At 60.2% G+C, this 17,724-nt stretch carries 17 protein-coding genes and 1 pseudogene; 6 read left to right on the forward strand and 12 right to left on the reverse strand.

Annotated features, from left to right (window positions below; all coding sequences use genetic code 11):
- Nucleotides 1–80: 80 nt before the first annotated feature.
- The 4 genes and pseudogenes from AC0L2R_RS20500 to AC0L2R_RS20515 all read right to left on the reverse strand — a co-directional run bounded on the left by AC0L2R_RS20500 (nucleotide 81) and on the right by AC0L2R_RS20515 (nucleotide 3,160).
- The gene (locus tag AC0L2R_RS20500) at nucleotides 81–911 is read right to left on the reverse strand and encodes an alpha/beta fold hydrolase (protein WP_473511151.1); all 831 of its coding nucleotides are present in this window, start codon (nucleotides 909–911) and stop codon (nucleotides 81–83) included.
- 199 nt (nucleotides 912–1,110) lie between these two features.
- The gene (locus AC0L2R_RS20505) at nucleotides 1,111–1,881 is read right to left on the reverse strand and encodes an SDR family oxidoreductase (RefSeq protein ID WP_473511152.1); all 771 of its coding nucleotides are present in this window, start codon (nucleotides 1,879–1,881) and stop codon (nucleotides 1,111–1,113) included.
- A 336-nt stretch (nucleotides 1,882–2,217) separates the two neighbouring features.
- Nucleotides 2,218–2,313 (reverse strand): annotated as a pseudogene (locus AC0L2R_RS20510) (NmrA family transcriptional regulator); the annotation flags it as partial.
- A 61-nt stretch (nucleotides 2,314–2,374) separates the two neighbouring features.
- Nucleotides 2,375–3,160: an alpha/beta fold hydrolase gene (locus tag AC0L2R_RS20515; RefSeq protein ID WP_473511153.1), complete on the reverse strand. Its 786-nt coding sequence runs from the start codon at nucleotides 3,158–3,160 to the stop codon at nucleotides 2,375–2,377.
- Between the two features lie 417 nt (nucleotides 3,161–3,577).
- Here AC0L2R_RS20515 and AC0L2R_RS20520 point away from each other — a divergent pair, with 417 nt between their 5' ends.
- Nucleotides 3,578–4,336: a sensor histidine kinase gene (locus tag AC0L2R_RS20520; RefSeq protein WP_473511155.1), complete on the forward strand. Its 759-nt coding sequence runs from the start codon at nucleotides 3,578–3,580 to the stop codon at nucleotides 4,334–4,336.
- Nucleotides 4,337–4,472: 136 nt separating this feature from the next.
- Here AC0L2R_RS20520 and AC0L2R_RS20525 read toward each other — a convergent pair whose 3' ends face one another.
- From AC0L2R_RS20525 to AC0L2R_RS20550, 6 genes are all read right to left on the reverse strand, one after another.
- The gene (locus tag AC0L2R_RS20525) at nucleotides 4,473–6,026 is read right to left on the reverse strand and encodes a mechanosensitive ion channel family protein (RefSeq protein ID WP_473511157.1); all 1,554 of its coding nucleotides are present in this window, start codon (nucleotides 6,024–6,026) and stop codon (nucleotides 4,473–4,475) included.
- Between the two features lie 51 nt (nucleotides 6,027–6,077).
- On the reverse strand, nucleotides 6,078–7,331 hold the full coding sequence (locus tag AC0L2R_RS20530; protein WP_473511158.1) for a cytochrome b: 1,254 nt from the start codon (nucleotides 7,329–7,331) through the stop codon (nucleotides 6,078–6,080).
- An 85-nt stretch (nucleotides 7,332–7,416) separates the two neighbouring features.
- Entirely contained in the window at nucleotides 7,417–7,584 is a 168-nt protein-coding gene (locus tag AC0L2R_RS20535) for a hypothetical protein (RefSeq protein ID WP_473511160.1), read from the reverse strand.
- 148 nt (nucleotides 7,585–7,732) lie between these two features.
- A complete protein-coding gene (locus tag AC0L2R_RS20540) occupies nucleotides 7,733–7,939 on the reverse strand; it encodes a (2Fe-2S)-binding protein (protein ID WP_473490919.1) in 207 nt (68 codons plus the stop codon).
- Nucleotides 7,940–7,991: 52 nt separating this feature from the next.
- Nucleotides 7,992–8,951: an MBL fold metallo-hydrolase gene (locus AC0L2R_RS20545; RefSeq protein ID WP_473511162.1), complete on the reverse strand. Its 960-nt coding sequence runs from the start codon at nucleotides 8,949–8,951 to the stop codon at nucleotides 7,992–7,994.
- A 761-nt stretch (nucleotides 8,952–9,712) separates the two neighbouring features.
- Nucleotides 9,713–9,874 (reverse strand): hypothetical protein, encoded by a 162-nt coding sequence (locus AC0L2R_RS20550; RefSeq protein ID WP_473511163.1) that lies wholly within the window; start codon nucleotides 9,872–9,874, stop codon nucleotides 9,713–9,715.
- Nucleotides 9,875–10,686: 812 nt separating this feature from the next.
- On the opposite strand from AC0L2R_RS20550, the gene AC0L2R_RS20555 reads away from it, so the two are divergent.
- On the forward strand, nucleotides 10,687–10,887 hold the full coding sequence (locus tag AC0L2R_RS20555) for a hypothetical protein (protein ID WP_473511165.1): 201 nt from the start codon (nucleotides 10,687–10,689) through the stop codon (nucleotides 10,885–10,887).
- Between the two features lie 86 nt (nucleotides 10,888–10,973).
- Here AC0L2R_RS20555 and AC0L2R_RS20560 read toward each other — a convergent pair whose 3' ends face one another.
- On the reverse strand, nucleotides 10,974–11,549 hold the full coding sequence (locus AC0L2R_RS20560) for a Fic/DOC family protein (protein ID WP_473511166.1): 576 nt from the start codon (nucleotides 11,547–11,549) through the stop codon (nucleotides 10,974–10,976).
- Nucleotides 11,550–11,558: 9 nt separating this feature from the next.
- Nucleotides 11,559–11,759: a hypothetical protein gene (locus tag AC0L2R_RS20565; RefSeq protein ID WP_473493386.1), complete on the reverse strand. Its 201-nt coding sequence runs from the start codon at nucleotides 11,757–11,759 to the stop codon at nucleotides 11,559–11,561.
- A 183-nt stretch (nucleotides 11,760–11,942) separates the two neighbouring features.
- On the opposite strand from AC0L2R_RS20565, the gene AC0L2R_RS20570 reads away from it, so the two are divergent.
- From AC0L2R_RS20570 to AC0L2R_RS20585, 4 genes are all read left to right on the forward strand, one after another.
- The gene (locus AC0L2R_RS20570; protein ID WP_473493387.1) at nucleotides 11,943–12,179 is read left to right on the forward strand and encodes a hypothetical protein; all 237 of its coding nucleotides are present in this window, start codon (nucleotides 11,943–11,945) and stop codon (nucleotides 12,177–12,179) included.
- A 1,287-nt stretch (nucleotides 12,180–13,466) separates the two neighbouring features.
- Nucleotides 13,467–14,807 (forward strand): hypothetical protein, encoded by a 1,341-nt coding sequence (locus AC0L2R_RS20575; RefSeq protein ID WP_473511168.1) that lies wholly within the window; start codon nucleotides 13,467–13,469, stop codon nucleotides 14,805–14,807.
- 197 nt (nucleotides 14,808–15,004) lie between these two features.
- A complete protein-coding gene (locus AC0L2R_RS20580; protein ID WP_473511169.1) occupies nucleotides 15,005–15,421 on the forward strand; it encodes a hypothetical protein in 417 nt (138 codons plus the stop codon).
- A gap of 211 nt (nucleotides 15,422–15,632) precedes the next feature.
- Entirely contained in the window at nucleotides 15,633–17,720 is a 2,088-nt protein-coding gene (locus tag AC0L2R_RS20585) for a patatin-like phospholipase family protein (RefSeq protein ID WP_473511170.1), read from the forward strand.
- Nucleotides 17,721–17,724 lie beyond the last annotated feature (4 nt).

Consider the following 17,724-nt stretch of genomic DNA (forward strand, 5'->3'; position numbering starts at 1 on the left):
GCGGTTGAGATTGGGGTGATCGCCGGCCGGAGGGGAGGACGGCCGGCGATCGGGCTCTCGCCTCAGGACACGGCGCGAGCCTAGGACCTGATGAAGGTGAGCAAGTCGGCGTTCACCACATCGGCATGCGTGGTACACATCCCGTGCGGAAAGCCCTCATAGATCTTGAGCGTGCCGTTCTTCAGAAGCTTTGCGGATAACGGCGCGGAATCGGCAATGGGCACGATCTGATCGTCCGTGCCGTGCATGACGAGTGTCGGCACGTCGATGATCTTGAGGTCGTCGGTGAAATCGGTTTCCGAAAAGGCCTTGATGCCGTCGTAGTGCGCCTTGGCGCTGCCCATCATGCCCTGCCGCCACCAGTTCTGGATGATGCCCGGGATCGCTTTCGCGCCCGGCCGATTGAAGCTGTAGAAGGGCCCCGATGGGAAATCGATGTAGAACTGCGCGCGGTTGTCGGCGAGCGACTTGCGCAGCCCGTCGAACACTTCGATCGGAAGGCCGCCAGGATTGGCCGGCGTCTTCACCATGATTGGCGGCACCGCGCCGATGAGGACGAGCTTCGCGGTGCGCCCGTTGCCGTGGCGGGCGACGTAATGAGCGGCTTCGCCGCCGCCGGTCGAGTGGCCGACGTGGATTGCGTCCCTCAGGCCGAGATGCTCGACCACCGCCGCCGCGTCGGCAGCATAGTGATCCATATCGTGACCGTCGCTCACCTGCGCGGAACGGCCGTGCCCGCGCCGGTCATGGGCTATGGTGCGATATCCATGCCCGACGAAGAAAAGCATCTGCGTGTCCCAGTCGTCGGCGCTGAGCGGCCAGCCGTGGTGGAAGACGATCGGTTGAGCATCCTTCGGACCCCAGTCCTTGTAGTAGATCTCGGTGCCATCCTTGGTGGTGGTAGTGCTCATATCTTTCGATCCTTCTTGAGAGATGGATGAGTTCGATTCCTGGCCGGCTGTCCCTTGCCCGAGCGCATATTTGGGCAGGCCGGTTGCAATGCCGGCGGCCGCTGCGCCGAGGAGGAGGGCTCGGCGACTTGCCTGAGGCGCAATGGGCAGCTTGTGGTCCATCGTCGTTTCCCTTGCGGGTTGTCTTCAGATGCCGCCGTTACGCCGCAACACCGCTTCGCCGAGGTGGGGCATGGTCGAACCAGCCTTCGAACGACGTCGAACCGATGCGGGCGCCCGCGCCCGGGACAAGCGAGCGGTCGTTTAGCTCGGTCCCGAAATAGAGAGCATGAGGATCACCGATCACCTTCCTGGGATCGTTGGCGAGTTGCAGAAAACGCGCGACCAGTTCGTTCATGCGGAAGGGCTCGGGGCCGCCGATCTCCATCACGCCGTTAATCGGCTGGGAGAGCGCCACGTCAGCCATCACATCTGCGACGTCGTCGGAGGCGATGGGCTGGAAATAGGCCGACGATACCGAGACCGTGTCACCGACGGTTGCCGACTGCGCAATGCCGCCAAGGAACTCGAAGAACTGCGTCGAGTGAACGATCGTGTAGGGAATTCCCGACTCCCTGATCAGCTTCTCCTGAGCCATCTTGGCGCGCAGGTAGCCGCTGCGGGGCAGGCGCTCCGCCCCGACTACCGAGAGCGCAATGTGATGCTTCACGCCGGCGGCCTTCTCCGCCGCGAGCAGGTTCTTTCCGGCTGTTTGGAAGAACTCGAGAACGGCCTTGTCCTCGAACGACGGCGAATTGGCGAGGTCGATGACAACCTCCGCCCCGGCAAGAGCCTTATCCAATCCTTCACCGGTGAAGGTGTTGACGCCGCCACTTGGCGACGCCGCCAACACGTCGTGGCCCTTCACGCTCAGCCTTGCGACGGTCTTGGAGCCGATAAGTCCGGTGCCACCGATGATTACGATTTTCATTTCATTCTCCTGTTCTGACTTCGAAAAGATCTACTTGGAACAACGCCGGCGGCTCTAACCGTGCCGGCCCTGAATTCCTCGATGAGAGCGACGCGCGTCCGCGACTCGCTCGACCGCCAGCGCAAGGGCTTGGCTCAAGCGACACTGTCTTCGCAGCCTTCCCTCGCTTGGCCCCGACCCACGACCTCCGAGGCGCTGCCGTAGTAGCCGAAGCCAAAGCTGTCGGCCGTGCCATAGGTGGCGCAGGACGGAGGCGGTGTTCTCGAGGAATTCCCGAAGAGGTCTGCCAGCGTGGCCGGGATCATGAGGTGCCGCTGTTGTGAGGGCACGACGTTGCGGCGACGCCGCCACGACGTCGTGCCCCTGTTGACGCAACCTCTCGACGGTCGCTAACCGGATGTACCGAGTGCCGCCAATGACCACGATTTTCATGTCGATGTCTCCTGGGGGCTTGCACTTGTTGAATGCAGCCGGCGCGATGCGGCCGGTTTCGTCACTGCGCCGATGCGGCTTCCTCTATGAGCAAGGCGATCGCTTCTGGACGCGAGACCATCAGCGCGTGCGACCCGCCCTCGACGACGATGGTCTTCACCGAATGCGCGCGCTCGGCCATGAACTTCATGACCGCCGGCGGGATATTCCGATCCGCCGAGCCGTAGATCGCGTAGGATGGAATTGTCTTCCAAGAAGGCGCGCCGGAGGGTTCTGCCAGGGCGGCGTCAGCCACCGGGCGTTGTGTCGCCGCCATCAGGCTGGCCTGCGCTGCCGTCACATCGGCCGCGAACTGCAGGTGAAACCTTTCCGGCTGGATGTAGAGGTCCTGTCCTCCATCCGGCCGCGCCACCGGCAGGAGCGCCTCGCCAAGCGTGCTGCCTGGGAACTTCCCCGAAAGCGTGAGACTGGACTCGCCTTTGTCCGGGGCGAATCCGGCCACATAGACCAGCGCTTTCACATTGTTCTTCCCGTTAGCTGCCTCGGTGATGACCGGCCCGCCGTAAGAATGGCCGACCAGGACGACCGGTCCGCCGATGGATCCGATGACGGCCGATACGGCGGCCGCATCGCTTGCAACGCCGCGAAGTGGGTTGGCCGCAGCGATGGTCCGGAAACCGTCCCTGTTGAGCTCGGCGATGACGCCGTTCCAGCTTGACGATTCAGCAAAGGCCCCGTGCACCAGCACGATCGTCGGTTTTGCCTGATGGTCCGCGGCCTGCGTCGTCGCGCTGTCCGACACGCAACATGCGTAAACAAGGGCCAGAGCTCTGATGATCTTGTGCACGTGTCTTCTCCTGTGCGGCGGGTCGTCCGATACCGAGAAGAATGCGCCCACTTGGCGCGCGAAAATATTCGACGGACGGCTCGGTCAGGCGATCCGAAAGTCTAGGACAATGCACCCGGGGGAGTGGCAGCTGTAGCCGGTGGTCGGCGCGCGGGTAGGTTCCCGGCATCGATCGAACGCATCGCCGGCCGCGCCGACGTTCCCAGGCAGCGCGCCCAAGGTTGGCAGGGAGTGCGCGGCCGACTGGCGTCGGCTGTCAGTGCCATGGCGATCAATCCGGCGAAAACTGCAGCGAGACATATACCGCCGTATGGCTCGCCCTCGTCCTCCATCCAATCGACCCGGAAATGCTCCTCAATATAGTGTCCTCACACGACCGGATTGCCAGGGGTCGATCGAACAAAAGAGGGCATGAAAATGTCAGGCGCGGAAACAAGATCAGGCACGGCCGACAATCATGTCTTTAACCGGACTACTGATGTTCCCCTGTCCGACCCGCCGGCAGAGCAGTCGACGGCCGGTATTGTTCATGATCTGGGCAATCTAATTCAGGTCGCTTCATCTGCACTGAATCAGGTCGCCCGCGACCCGAGCGTCTCGACGGCTCCAGCTCTCGACTCCGTAATCGCCAGCGCCAGGACCGCCCTGCAGCAAGCCGCCGCGCTTGTCAGGGAGACGGTCGGCCGGGCCGCGGCAAGTCATCGAGCGCCGGAACATGCAAGCGTGGGCGCCTGCTTGGCCGAGGTCGAAAACCTTGTCCGAAGCGCATGGGAGACGAACGTTCGTCTCGAAGTTCGCCTTGGACGCGATCTACCCGCTGCAAAATGCGATCCGCTGGGTTTGCAGAACGCGGTCTTGAATCTCGTATTCAACGCGCGCGACGCGATGCCGGACGGCGGGTTGATCTCGATAAACGCCGCCGCGGTCGTTCTGGATCCTGGCACTGTCGTCGAACTCCGTATCGAAGACAGTGGAATCGGAATGACGCGGGAGACCGTGCTCCACGCCTTCGATCTCTTTTTCACCACCAAGGGCACGGGCCTGGGCGGCGTCGGCCTGCCGATGGTGAAGCATTTTGCCGAGCGCCACGGCGGGCGCGTCGATATCGAAAGCGCCGTCGGCTCGGGCACGACAGTGATATTGCGCCTGCCCGCCATGGAGGCCCGGCAGGATTAACTGCAAGCCAATAGGGTGCCGGCTCACAGCGCGCCCCTGGAGGGCCATACGCGCCGTACCTTGAAACCGCTCACAGGTTCACTGGACACCGGCAAATCATCGATATCTGTGACGCCGGTTTGTCGGATGCTCATGGCTACCTCTCTTCTTGTAGGCCCGGTCTGCCGGCGCTTAAACCGCGCCGGAACGGTATTGGGTGAAAGATCGTCTGCATGGCTTTGAGCAGCGCGAATTTCGAATCCGTGTGCTCTTGTCCGGTGCGGCTACCGCCGAGGAACATCCTGGCTGAGAGGACCGCCGCAAGATCTTCAGCCATTTCGGGCCGGTCGAGCAGCAGGGGCGCGAAGCTTTGCTGGTCAATCTCGTAGACCACGACGTGGCTCATCGCGCGCAAGGTCGAGGTCTCGCCAATGCCCGCGAGCAGACCGGTCTCTCCGAAAAAGTCGCCGGGAGCGAGGTGGCCGATCTCCTGCGGATGGGCGTCATCTTCGCCGCGCTCTCGGACAATGATGCCCGTCCGAACAATCATGAGGGAGGGCAGCATCTCTCCCTGTCGTGCTATGATGTCGCCCTTGCGATAGGTGCGCACCGTAACCGTTGCCGCGAGGGCTTCTTTTTCGTTGTCCGTCAACGCCGAGAATACTGGTATGGCATTTATAAGCTTGATCGGCGTGACTTCTGGGAGATTTGCCGTCTCTTCGTTCGGCAAGTCATTCATGAGAATCGAAGAGGAGGGTGGCGTTGCCAGCCGCAAACCCGCGGACTTGGAATGACGGTAGACAAGATCGAAGATTTCGTTCGTCGCTGGAATACGCTGGCCAACATTTGCGACCCGAAAAAACAAATCGACCTCGATCGCCGTCGCATCCAGAGCTTTGATGGCGACCACTGGCGGCGGCTCCCTCAGTATTGTGTTGCTGCTTTGTAAGGCCGCGTTCATGACGTCCGCGACGATCGCCGGCATCTTGGTCGGCGCCAATCTTATCGTGATGGACAGCCCATGGCTCTCCTCAGGGCTGCTGACATTGGTCAGCCCTAGCTTCGCGAGGAAGCTGTTCGGCAGCGCCACCACGTTGTGCGCCAAAGTGAGCAGGTGGGTCGATCGCCAGTTGGTCTCCACGACGCGGCCTTCGGTGCCGTCGCTCAGAACGATCCAGTCCCCAAGCACATAAGGTCGGCCGAGGGTGAGCGCGATGCCCGAAAAGACGTCGCTCAGCGTATTCTGGAGCGCCAGTCCGAGTACGATGGCAAAGACGCCCGAGGTGGCGATCAGCGTTCCGACCGGCGCACCGAAGACGAAAGCCAGGATCGACAGCAGCATCCCAACATAGACGGCGCCGACGACGAGGTCCTGCAGAAGGCGGGCCTCGCGCGGCTTTCGCTCGAACACGAGATAGATGCGGACAAACCCGATCAGCGCCCAGGCAAGGTGAACCCACCACAGCAACTTGGCCGAACCGACGAGGATTGCGCTAGCGGTTGTCTCGGTGCCCCGTGTCGGTTCGTAGGGGAGCACGGCTCCGTCAAGCAGCAGGACCGACATGGTAAGGAAGAATGCGATCTGGACAATCAGCCTGGTGGTGGAGAGCCGCCGCGGAATGACGTGCCAAACGACTATGCCGGCGAGACCGACCAGCACCATGTAGAGATGGGGAGCATTCCACCAGCTCGTGACCGGATCCGAATCCATAAAATCCTCGCACAATCCTCGCCTCGGCGCATGACGAGCGATCCTTCGGTGTTAATCCTTGCCTTTCTCCAGAATCGCTTCGGTTATCGAGTTCGGCAGCCGGCGCGGCGTCTCGATCAGGCCCAGCAACGGCATGACGACGAGAAAGAACGCGAAGTAGTAGAGGGTCGACACCTGCATGGCGGGGATATACCAGCCTTCCGCCGGCTTGGACCCCAGCCAGCCAAGGAAGAGGGCGTTGGCGACAAACAGCCAGAAGAACCGCCTGTACAAGGGCCGGTAGACGGCCGAGCGCACCTTCGACGTGTCGAGCCAGGGCACGAAGAACAACACGGCGATGGCGCCGAACATGGCGAGCACCCCGCCGAGCTTCGAGTCGACCGGCCCGATGTTGAAGGTGACGGCGCGCAGGATCGCGTAGAAGGGCAGGAAGTACCACTCGGGCACGATATGCGCCGGCGTCTTCAGCGGGTCGGCGGCGGTGTAGTTGTCTGGATGCCCGAGATAGTTCGGCACGTAGAACACGAAGTACGCAAAGGCGAGCAGGAACACCACGGCCCCGAGCACATCTTTCATTGTGGCATGGGGCGTGAAGTCCACGACGTCGGTTTTTGACTTCACGTCGATGCCTGCCGGATTGGTCTGGCCGGCGACGTGAAGCGCCCAGATGTGCAGGATGACGACGCCCGTCAGCATGAACGGCAGCAGGTAATGCAGCGCAAAGAAGCGGTTGAGAGTCGGATTGTCCACCGCAAAGCCGCCGAGCAGAAGCTGCTGGATCCATTCGCCGACCAGCGGAATGGCGCTGAAGAAGCCGGTGATGACGGTCGCGCCCCAGAACGACATTTGTCCCCAAGGCAGCACGTAACCCATGAACGCCGTAGCCATCATCAACAGAAGGTTGGTGCAGCCGAGGACCCACAGCAGTTCGCGCGGCGCCTTGTAGGAGCCGTAATAGAGGCCACGGGAGACATGGACGTAGACCGCGATGAAGAAGAACGACGCGCCGTTGGAGTGCAGGTAGCGCAACAGCCAGCCGGAATTCACGTCGCGCATGATCTTGTCTACGGAATTGAAGGCCAGTGTCGTGTCGGCCGCGTAGTGCATGGCCAGCACGACGCCGGTAACGATCTGCGCGGCCAGCATCATCGACAGGATGCCGCCGAACGAATAGGCGTAGTTCAGGTTGCGCGGAACCGGGTAGACGATGAACTGATCATGCACCAGGCGCGGCACCGGCAGGCGGGCGTCGAACCAGCGTCCGATCCTGGTCTTGGGAATATAGGTGGAATGCCCACCGCTCATCGGAGTGCCTCTGGTTTTGAAATTGCCGGTATCGATATCGGCCGGCGCTCCTTGGCCAGCCGCCCTTTAACACGGATGAGCGGGTTCACTCGCGGTCACGAACCTTCCTCGACGGGACAGCGTAGTAGATCGGCGGGACTATCGCGCGAGCAAACCCGTTACCGCCGCGCCTAACCGGCTTCGCCGTCGTGGCGACGGCGCAGACCCTCAGGAAGATCTGCAGCATCCTCGAAAGAACGAATCCGAGCGTCATTTCCGATGCTCCTTGGTTGGGTTGTGGAGGACCCAAGCATGCCAGCCTTTCCAGTGTTCGAACTATCACGCCGAGGACGCATGCATCCGATACGTTGGTCTATGGGTTCCTGACTGAAAGGCTGCGCCGGACGGCCGAGGCGGCCGAGTCAGGACTGCGTGCGGCCGTTGCAGGATGCCGCACGAGCGCTGGCGAGCGCCTCGTCAATGATGCGGCGGATAGTACGCGCGCAACGGCCGCACTGGGCGCTGCAGCCGAGACAGCCATAGACCTGGCGGATCGAGCACGTCCGCTCCGCCTTGACGGCGGAGCGGACATCCTGATCGCTCAACACATTGCACGAGCACACGATCATGGCGCGATAAGTCTCGATGCCGACCTGGTGCGGCTCTGACCCGACAAGCGGGTCAGTAGTCCCAGACAGCCGGTACGCAACGAAAGACATCGCCGTCCACCGCCACATGGCAGATGGAAGGGAATGGCAGGTGAGTGGCCACCAGCGGCTCACGGGTCGCGGCCAGCTCCCGCAAAAGATTGATGCGGACGCGGGCCGCCTCCTCAGGATCGTGTTCGAAGCCGTTGTGCCAGTCGGGTTGGTCGAACCCGACCTGGAACACGGCGTCGCCGGCGAAGGTCAGCCTATCGCCGCCGGACGCCAGGCGGACCACGCTGTGCCCCGGGGTGTGGCCGCCAGTGAGCGTGACAACCACCCCCGGCGCCACCTCGTGCTCCGTCTCAAACGGCCGCAACTGGCTGCGGTACTCGTTCACGAACCGCTTGGCCGCCCGCCGAAGCGCATCCGGGAACCCCGTTGGCATGGAGGCGCGGGAGAAATCGGGCGACTCCCAGAACTTGAGCTCGGCGGCCGCCACATGAATCCGCAGATCCGGACGCAGCTGGTCCTTCACCCCGTCGATGAGCAGCCCGCCGATATGGTCCATATGCATATGGGTCAGCACCACGTCGGTGACGGATGCGAGATCGATGCCGGCTGCCTCCAGCCGCGAGACCAACCGCCCGGCCCGCGGCAAGTGCAAGTCCGGGTCCGCCCCCAGCCCGGCGTCCACGAGTATGGTCTGGCCGCCGCTGCGCACGACAACCACGTTCAGCGGCCACTCGAGCACGTCCGGCGGCAGGAACATGTCGTCCAGCCAGGCCGCCCGGACGGCCGGGTCGACGTTGTATGCCATAACCGGGGCTGGTATCGGCAGCACTCCATCGCTGACGATCAGCACATCGATGTCGCCGACCTGCAGCGCGTAGCGCGACGGAACCAATTCGGGCTCCGGTCTACCGTTGCCGTGCTTCGCGTTCAGGCTGTCGGCGCAATGCTGGATCGAGGGGTGTGAAATGTTGTCCAGGGTCATGTTTGTCTCCTGCTGACCACGGCCGTATCGGCCACCTCCGCCGCTGGCGCCCGTGGATTTGGCATGAGCCTCCATGGACCGCCACCTGGCGTCTTCGGAGGAAGTTGCACCGCCTCGGCCTGCGCCACCATCGGACGGAAGCACCGGTCAGGCGATGCGAAAGTCTATGGCAGACCCGTTGCGAGCATGGGTGATATCCCGCGAAAGTCGGAAGACGCCGCTTTGAGCAGCGAGCAACGGCTGTGCCTCTCGCCTGTTGGCAGTACGCCCAGCTGGTGTTGACACCAGCTTGCTTGCCGCCGCGGCATTCTCGATCGGTCGCGCCAACCATCCCATTCGCACGTCGTTACCGCCTTTTGCCGCACGCGTCGCCCAAGGGTCTTTCCAGCCTTGAAATAGCTGGACTATACATGGCTGCACAAACCTGACTGACGAACAGGACGACAATAGAATTGAAGAGCAGGCATAACTCGCCCTTCCCGCTCATGGATTGAGTCGATGCACCTGACTCCTGGAGCATAGAAACTAGATTGGCCACTTCTAAGCGAAGTTGAGCATAACTGGTTGATATTGAATAATTTTGGTGGGCCCGGAGGATGTATCAAGAACTTTGATTTCATTGTCTTTTTCGCGGGCCAAAATCAGAAATCTTCCCGTATCGCTCCGTATGGTTCCGCGTCTAAGCAAAGGACGCTGCACAAGATGGCGCTTCATGCAGGTCCTAGGATGTGGGCTTTGCGTGGTATGATTTCGCGTAGCGATCAGCCGCCGCTGTCCAATTCCGTTCCGGTTCTCAGGCACTCCAGATAGGCGCGATAGGCGAAGCTGCGGTCGCGCTTCTTCCCGGTGGTTTCCACGAGAATATCGGCTTCGGCCAGCGCCTCGATCGCACGGATCGCGGTCGGCTTGCTTGCGCCGATCAACTTTATGGCCGAGGCAACACTCACGATCGGATGACGCGGCAATTGCTCGAACAGTCTACTGCCGAGACGGAGGCGAACTGGGCTTCGAGCAGTCGCATCCGGTCCACGGATACGATAGATTGTCGCCGACGACCGGGCGGTTTTTTTCGGTCCCTGATGTGGCTCTGCCCTCACCTACCGCCGAAGTTGCCAACCGCGCCGTTGGTCGGTTCGATGATCGAGGGAGGCATACATGAGGGTCAAGCCTACGCCGTGAGGAAGGACTCGACGCCGGGAGCTCGAACAAACTGAACATAAGAAAAGAGAAAACTTCGTGTGCACGGCGCGTGCATGTCACCCTCTAACCACTTGTTTCTAATTCCTATCCGTCCAGTCCATCATGGGCGCCACGGCCACTCTATGATCTTGATTTCAGCATTTTCTCTGTAACATCAATCGTTAGAACCTGCCGAGTGCACACGAATTTACGCCAGAATACGACCCTTTTCGCCACGTTTCGATCTCTCGGTCCACACGGAGCGCACACGAAAAAATGGCCACCTACACAAAACTCTCGTCCGGCTCCTGGCGTGTTCAAGTCCGTCGCAAACAAGCTCGTCTGGCACAAGCACAACACCAAAGGTATCAAGCTGTCGCGCTCGCTATGAGTACGCCTACCGTTCGGTGCCGATCCATTCCAGGGTTGCGGGGATGGTGCAGGCCCAACGCCTCCGCTGGCCTGATAGCAAGCTGCTGTTCCCGTCACATACGGACAACACCCTGCCCCGCGGTAACTTCCGCAAGGGGCTGGACAGGTTCAAAGCCCTGAGGGTGTGCCCGACTACTTCCAGCTCTACGACCTCAAGCGCATCGCGATCTCGCTGATGCTGGCGGGTCAAGGGGTGTCGCATGAGGCCATATCACACTACGTCGACCACAAGGGAAATCTCGAAACGACCATGATCTATGATCTCGGACGCGTTAACCCCATGCGCCCGGTCACTGAAAAGCTCGGCGCCCTTCTCGGCATTTAGAAATAAGACCCAGTGCCCCCAAAAGAAAACGCGGTTACGGCGCATCTTGGGTAAAGATCTCTGCGCTCCAATTATCTGGCCGTTCCTCAGGCAACGATGTCGGCGATAAGATCGGCCAGCGGTCGTTCGTCGCCGGCAAAACTGCCAATCGTGGCGTCCATCACACGCTCACGGTCCAGCACGTCGTCGTTAAACGCGAAGCCGGCATGCTCGGTGAGCATCGCCAGGAACGTGAGCTGGGTTCGCCCATTCCCCTCCCGAAACGGATGCACGGCATTGATTTCCGCGAGTGCGTGGGCCGCACGCGTCGCAAAGTCTTGCGCTGACAGCCCCATCAAGTAGTTAGCCGCTGCGAGTTCGCTAAAAATCCGGTTCATTTCCCCATCGATATATTCGGGGTAACAGAACCAGTTGCCGCCTTTGCCGATGCGGATCGCCCTCACCTCGCCGGCCCAATCGTAGACATCCTGGAACAGGTGATGGTGAATGGCTCGATAGTGGGCATAATCGAGCGCACCGCTCGGAATCGGCTCGTCGGCTCGGATCAGGAAGAAGGCCAACTCGGCTTCATCGAGTTCGCCCTGGTCATGGACATCAAGCTTGTTGCGGAGAACTGTCGTGCCGGGATAGCAGAGCGGGTCGGCTTCGGCGGCATAGACCACAGGGCATGCTTACTTCTTGGCAATCTGCTTCTTGACGAGCGTGCGCCGCTCATCGCCACTCAATCCGCGCTCGCGGCTTTCGCCCAGTATTGCGCCCATGCGCGGCGATAGCTTCATGCCCTCGACTGCGCTGATTTTCTCGCCCTTGCGGCTGCCGAGGATGAACTGGCCTGTTTTGGTTGACCGGACGGTGGTGGTGGTCTTCTTCATGGACCCATATTACCACACCTGCCGATCCTCGGGCAAAGTGAATTTGGGGCCTTCAAGTTGTACAGGGAACGTTACTGCACTTGCAAACAAGCCTATAAACCTGGAGAAAATAACCACTTCGATCGGGTTTGAACCCGCTCGCTTGGCGAAATAAATGTCAGATGACAGAAGGGTATGAGTGGCATGACAGACGCACCGTACACTGGGTTCCGTTTTGAACACAGCCGCAAGGACATGAACATGCCGAATGGCATGCTCAGGATGCAAATAATCGCAGTTGCACAGTCCCTTGAAGAAGCCAGGGAACTGGCCGGAGATATTCTACCGGAGCAAGGACTTCGCTTAATCGCAAGCGGCGAAGAGGTACTCAAGGCGGCAAGACTGGTGCATTTGAAAGACGGCGAGGCAAAGGTTCTATGAACGGCCATCCCAAGCGCTTATAGATACGGAAAAAACCGAGAGGCGAATGGTGCGCGTCCTTACAAAATGGGTAGTTGAGTGTTGACGGCTCTGCAAGCGGCCTCAGTGATCACGGCCTTGCTGGCAGCAGCCTTGTGGCTTTGGTCAACCCAAATCGATATGCCACCTTTTACAGCGACTGTCTTCCGGGACGGTCAGCCAATTGAGCCGCCGCGACATGCTGACGGAAGCTGCCAGACAAGGGGCGCCCTCGCCGTTCAAGAACTTCGCGCCGACCTTCACCAGTCGCCAGAAGACGCCACTTTACAAAAGCTTCGCGGCTACCTGGCTGACCCCGCTTCCCTTCCCAATCCGAATGACCATTGAGCGGACAGCGGGCTCATCCGTCGGATTCAGCCAACGGCACGCGGCAAGCCAAAATCCACGGCGTGGTCCATGAAATTCCCGAGGGAACCCGGCTTGAACGAATGTTTTACCCGCCAGAGCCCCGCTTACGGCAGACGAAGTGAATGGACATTCGCCGATATTGGGCTGGCATGGGAGGCCCACTACCGCAAACGGTAGCGCCTCCTGCGCTGGGTGAGGAAAATATGGCGGGCGGGAAAGCTGTACACAATTTCGGAATGTGTTGGCTTTTCAATAAAAGCCTGCTATTTCCGAAGCGTTCGCGGTGTGTCCACAGCAACGCAAACGAGACCCAGACGCCGACACGTCTAAAGGCCTCATATTCGCAGACTGTACGGGAGCGTCGAGGGTCCAAACCTCGGCGCTTTCGTGTTTCCGGATATACAGATTGTAATTTGGACAGTCAACGCCGCGTTGACTATTAGCGCACTTGTCCTCGTTAATTCCTCGTCCTTAGTCGCCGTAGTGATCGTCGAATTGTCCAATCAGTGTTTCGGCGATTGCGTGTCCAGTGCTGCCGATAGGGTTCGCTTGCAATTGCGGATCACTGTTTACGCGTACGCGGCGATAGTCGTCGGGTCAACGACAACAAACTTCGAGCGTAGCGTTCGCGATAATTGCGTTGTACTGGCCTTCTGTCCTCGCGCTTATCGTCGAATGACAGGATCTTGTCATCATAAAACGCAACGCGGTTCGCGTAGCGCTATAGAGGCGGAGCCCTCCTACTGACGACGCGCCATCCAGGAGCGCGCGCATGGCTAAGCGACCGGTGTAAACTCTTTCCACTAGCGGCGGTTGACGGCAGTGTGACGGCGAGTAGCGTGCCTCTTGCCAGGATATATTTGTGCGCTTAGTCTCCATGAACTTGGGGTGAATTCAGTCATGCTGATGCGCGTGTTCGCTGTTCTCGCGGTTTTGCTCTCCACGGCCGCAGCCGCGGCCGCAACATGCACTGTTCCAAGCTACAATACGTTCTATACGATCCCTGCTAATCACACCGCGGCCGAGGCTTTCAAGGGAAAGTTCGACTATCCGGCGGCGACGAGCGAGCCGCTGCCAGGTTTCCTGTCGATCGACTACCATGCAGACTGGAAAGCGTACCTCTGGGCAGTCCTTAACTACGCCTACGAAGGTAACGATACGGTCGATTTCGACGTCACTAAGAACACCGACAGGGGCTGGTACCATGCCCTTTGGATGCAGGTTGGAGAAGATGGAAGAGAGTTCTTCCATGGGCTCACGCAGGAACGCCCGACGCGGCCCAATCAGCTTAAAGAGAATACCAGCACGACCTTTTTCACCTGGGCGGTGGGGTACTATAACAGTTTCGGCGCGACGACCTATGCCAAGGTCTATGCCGATCCTTGCAATCCGGTCATTGACAACATCCTGTTTCCGGTCGGAACGGTGTCGTTCAAACTGCTCTTCACATCGGCTACCGAACAACAATTGCCCTACCTCGCCGGCGCGCCCAGCTGGCAAACCCACACCGGTAGCGGCAACGGTCCGAACGGCCGCAGCGAGCGGTCGATGCGCCTGCTCCAGGTCGACATCGCGGTGCGCGACCCGCGGGACAGCGCCACCGGCTGGGTCTTTGGCACCTTCGTCTACAACAACGCCGTCGCCGATCCTGACCCATGGCGTCGCCTGCGGCCCGTGGGGCTGGCCTGGGGCAACGATCCAGCCGCAGCGCCCGGGCAACCGCTGCTCGAAAGCGTGACCGACCCAACGCTGCAATCCATCCTGTTCGGATGGGCCGGACGCGAAGAACTGGGCTGGGGTGGGCGCGCTAATGGACCGGCAGACAACCTTCTGAGCTCTTGCCTGTCTTGCCACGGTAGTGCGCAATTCCCGCGCAGCGACGACTTCGGCAATGTGCCGCCGGCGGGTGCGGTGACCAACGTGCCTAAGCGGCTTACCGACTACTTCCGAAACGTCAAGGCGGGCGAGGTCTTCGACCTCAAGACCAAGTTCTTCGGAACGCCGGTCATTGTCGACGCGGCTTCCGTGGACTATTCGCTGCAGCTGCAGCGTGGGCTCGAGAACATGTGCAGCGAGGCGAAGTCCGGCCGCGCACCGTTCGATGTCGAAGGCGTCCCAGCAATTTGCTTGCCGCCGCTCAATTCCGGTGGACCAGCCCTGGCGCCTGACGCAGCAGCGGACGCCTTCGAACAACTGCAGTCGATTGACTTTGATAGTCTGGTCAATACTCCGGTCCGCTAGTTTAAATCCACTGCCGATAACCATCAAATTCGAGGGCGCTATGCGCGTGCGTTGCCGGAGGAGGCACGAACGTGCGTCTTGAGGAATGGAACGTCCGCTGATCCATTCCTAGTACGGTGATCGTAGTAGGCTTCGGCATGTCTGATTCACAGTTATTTAGAGCGGGCCCCTCGCTTGCAGCACGACCAGGAGCGATCGTGCACGTCAGGCGACCGCATTCGCTGCGCGGCTACATCTATCAGATCTACGCAGGCGCCGTTGCGCTGATCGAACTCGCAGACCACGAAGTTCTCCACCTCGAAGTCGCCGAGGACTATTCCATCGCTACCGAGCGTGCGCTGAAGGCAGTACAGGTCAAGGACTCAGCGATTGGGCGCTGCCGCGCTACAGCCCTCGGGTTCGATCAAGGGCATCCGCCACAAACAGAGCCTTTGGGTGGAAGTCGACCTGGAGTAGCCGTGGCCGTCCACAAACGGCAAAGCGTTGATTTAATTACGCAAGTCGTGATTTGCGCGGGTAACCTCCACTGGAAAGGTTCGTGCTCAGACGGCTTAGTGTCGATGGAGCATCTAGACGGCACCGTCCGCCTGACTACTGTGTGGTTGCCAGTTTAGTCGCCGATACTGCCGACGGAAGAACGGAGCTGAGATGCCCGAAGCAACCTACGCATACGCCCGCTTGCGTCTATGGCGTTGGAGGGTGCGGAGAGCGCTTCAACCCATCCCCATCGCACTGCTCAGCATGTGGCCAGTCAGCATTACGGCGATCCTCCTGCTCGCGTGCTTCTTGTTTCCGGGAACGGCGTCAGATCAGGTGGACGAAGCGATGCTTGGCTACGTCCGTCACAGCGAGGCGGTCGATATTCAATGGACCAAGTTCGCGATCACGTTTCTGTCGGCCGCAGCACTCTCAGCCATATTGCGCCGTCAATCCGCTGTCTTGATTTCACGATCGACGGTTCCGTTTAGCTATCGCGTTTGGATCAGCGGGATCGTTGGAAGCCTTGCGCTGATCCTTCTGGCGGTCTTGTTGGTTCGCCTCAGGGACGAATTGGCACCGGCGAGCTACGGGCTTCTTGCCCTACTGAGCGTCCTGATCATCGCGTACGTTCATTCGGCGCGAAGGGCTGCGCTCGACTCGCGCCTATCGGCGCACTCGTCCACGACGCGACGCGGACACCGCCTGCCGACGGTGCTCTTGGCTTACCTGTTGCCCATTCTGCTGCTGAGCGCATTCGCGGCTTCGACAAGGGATGAAACCTTTGGTCTTCCCATCAGCATGATTTCGATCTCACAGGCACTCGGTCCCCTCAACATACTCCTCTTGGCCTGCTGCTTTTGGACGATCGTTACATCGTGGCTGGTGCGTTTCGGCCGGCGTACCAGGCTACCTGCCGTTGGGTTTCTGGTCGTGCTGGCGGTCGGCCTAATCGCGCTGAACGTGAACGACAATCACCAGATCCGCCGGATCGGACATTTTACTCCATCGATAGAACTCGAGAATGCTTTCGGCAGTTGGCTCGCCTCCCGACCCGACCGCGCCGACTTTGATACCTATCCGGTGATCTTGGTTGCCGCTGAAGGTGGAGGCATCAGGGCCGCAGTGTTCACGGCCACGGTCCTTTCTCGGCTTGTCGACAGATGCCCGCGGCTGGCCCACCACATATTCGTAGTTAGCGGGGTTTCTGGTGGCTCGATCGGTGCCGCTATCTATGCGGCAGCAATGAAAGCCAAGCCGCCCGAAACCGAGGCGAGCCGATGCGATCTAGAGGACGTGAGTTCCTCGACGTATCAGGATGCTGCAATGGAGGTGTTGGCTGACGACCACCTTTCACCGTTGCTCAGTCGCTACTTTTTTACTGAGATCTTCCAGCAATTCTGGCCTGTCCCCGTTCCAGCTTTCGATCGTCAACTTGGGCTCGAGTGGAGCTTGGAGCGTTCCTTTGCACGTGTTTTCGGGGAGGACGTCCTGTCTAATCCGCTTTATGGCCTCGTCCCGACTGAAGAGGCCGCTAGCGTTCCGTACCTCATCCTGAATTCGACGAGAGTTCGCGACGGTCGGCGGGTCAGCATGAGCCCGATCTATCTCAGAACTGACGCGAAAGGCGGCGGGGACGACTGGCATGCCGTGGACTATCTCAATGGCCCGCCACTCAGCGCGGCGGCGGGTACAAGTGCGCGGTTTCCGTTCATTTCGCCGCCGGGGTCATTCACATCCCTTACCGTGGAACAAGAAGGTGAGGTTTGGGTCGAGGACCCAGACTTCAAGGGGATCAAAGACCAATACGTTGACGGGGGCTATTTCGATAACTCGGGGGCGCCGACACTTATGGGAGTCTACCGGGAGCTCGATAAATACCGGGAGGACAGAGGAGCCGATGCACCGAAGTTTTCTATCCTGGTGGTGCATGTCGGTAACGAACCTCTCTGCGACGCTGCTCAGGCGAGCGCCGACGAAACACCGTGCTCGGAACCCAAAGATTCAGGCGGCTACTCGAGCGTTCTTGCCGAAGCAAGCATCGCCCTTGAGGCGGTGGACCGAGTACGTAGCGCGCGAGTGGACTATGGCTTGAGTGAGCTCGAAGATTTGGTCTTGGCCACTTCCGAGATGCGCGTGACGCTCGATCCACGAGGTAAGACGGACGAAGAATTGATCGCGATGGCTGAAGAGGCGATTGCCAACCAGCCGAGCACTCTCGATAGGTACTACAGCATCCAAATGCGCGATCGCGGCGTGACAATCCCGTTAGCCTGGCTTCTTTCTCAACGGGCGATCGACGACCTGCATACTCAGTTGGACCCTCTTACGCCGGAGACCTGCGCCAGAGACGCGTCCACCCGTCGAAATGGCTACGCCGCCTGTCAGATTGGCGAGTTGCTGACGTCGTTTGTGGAACTGACCCAAGCCGAGTAGCCCT

It is taken from the genome of Mesorhizobium sp. WSM4820, assembly GCF_055811075.1.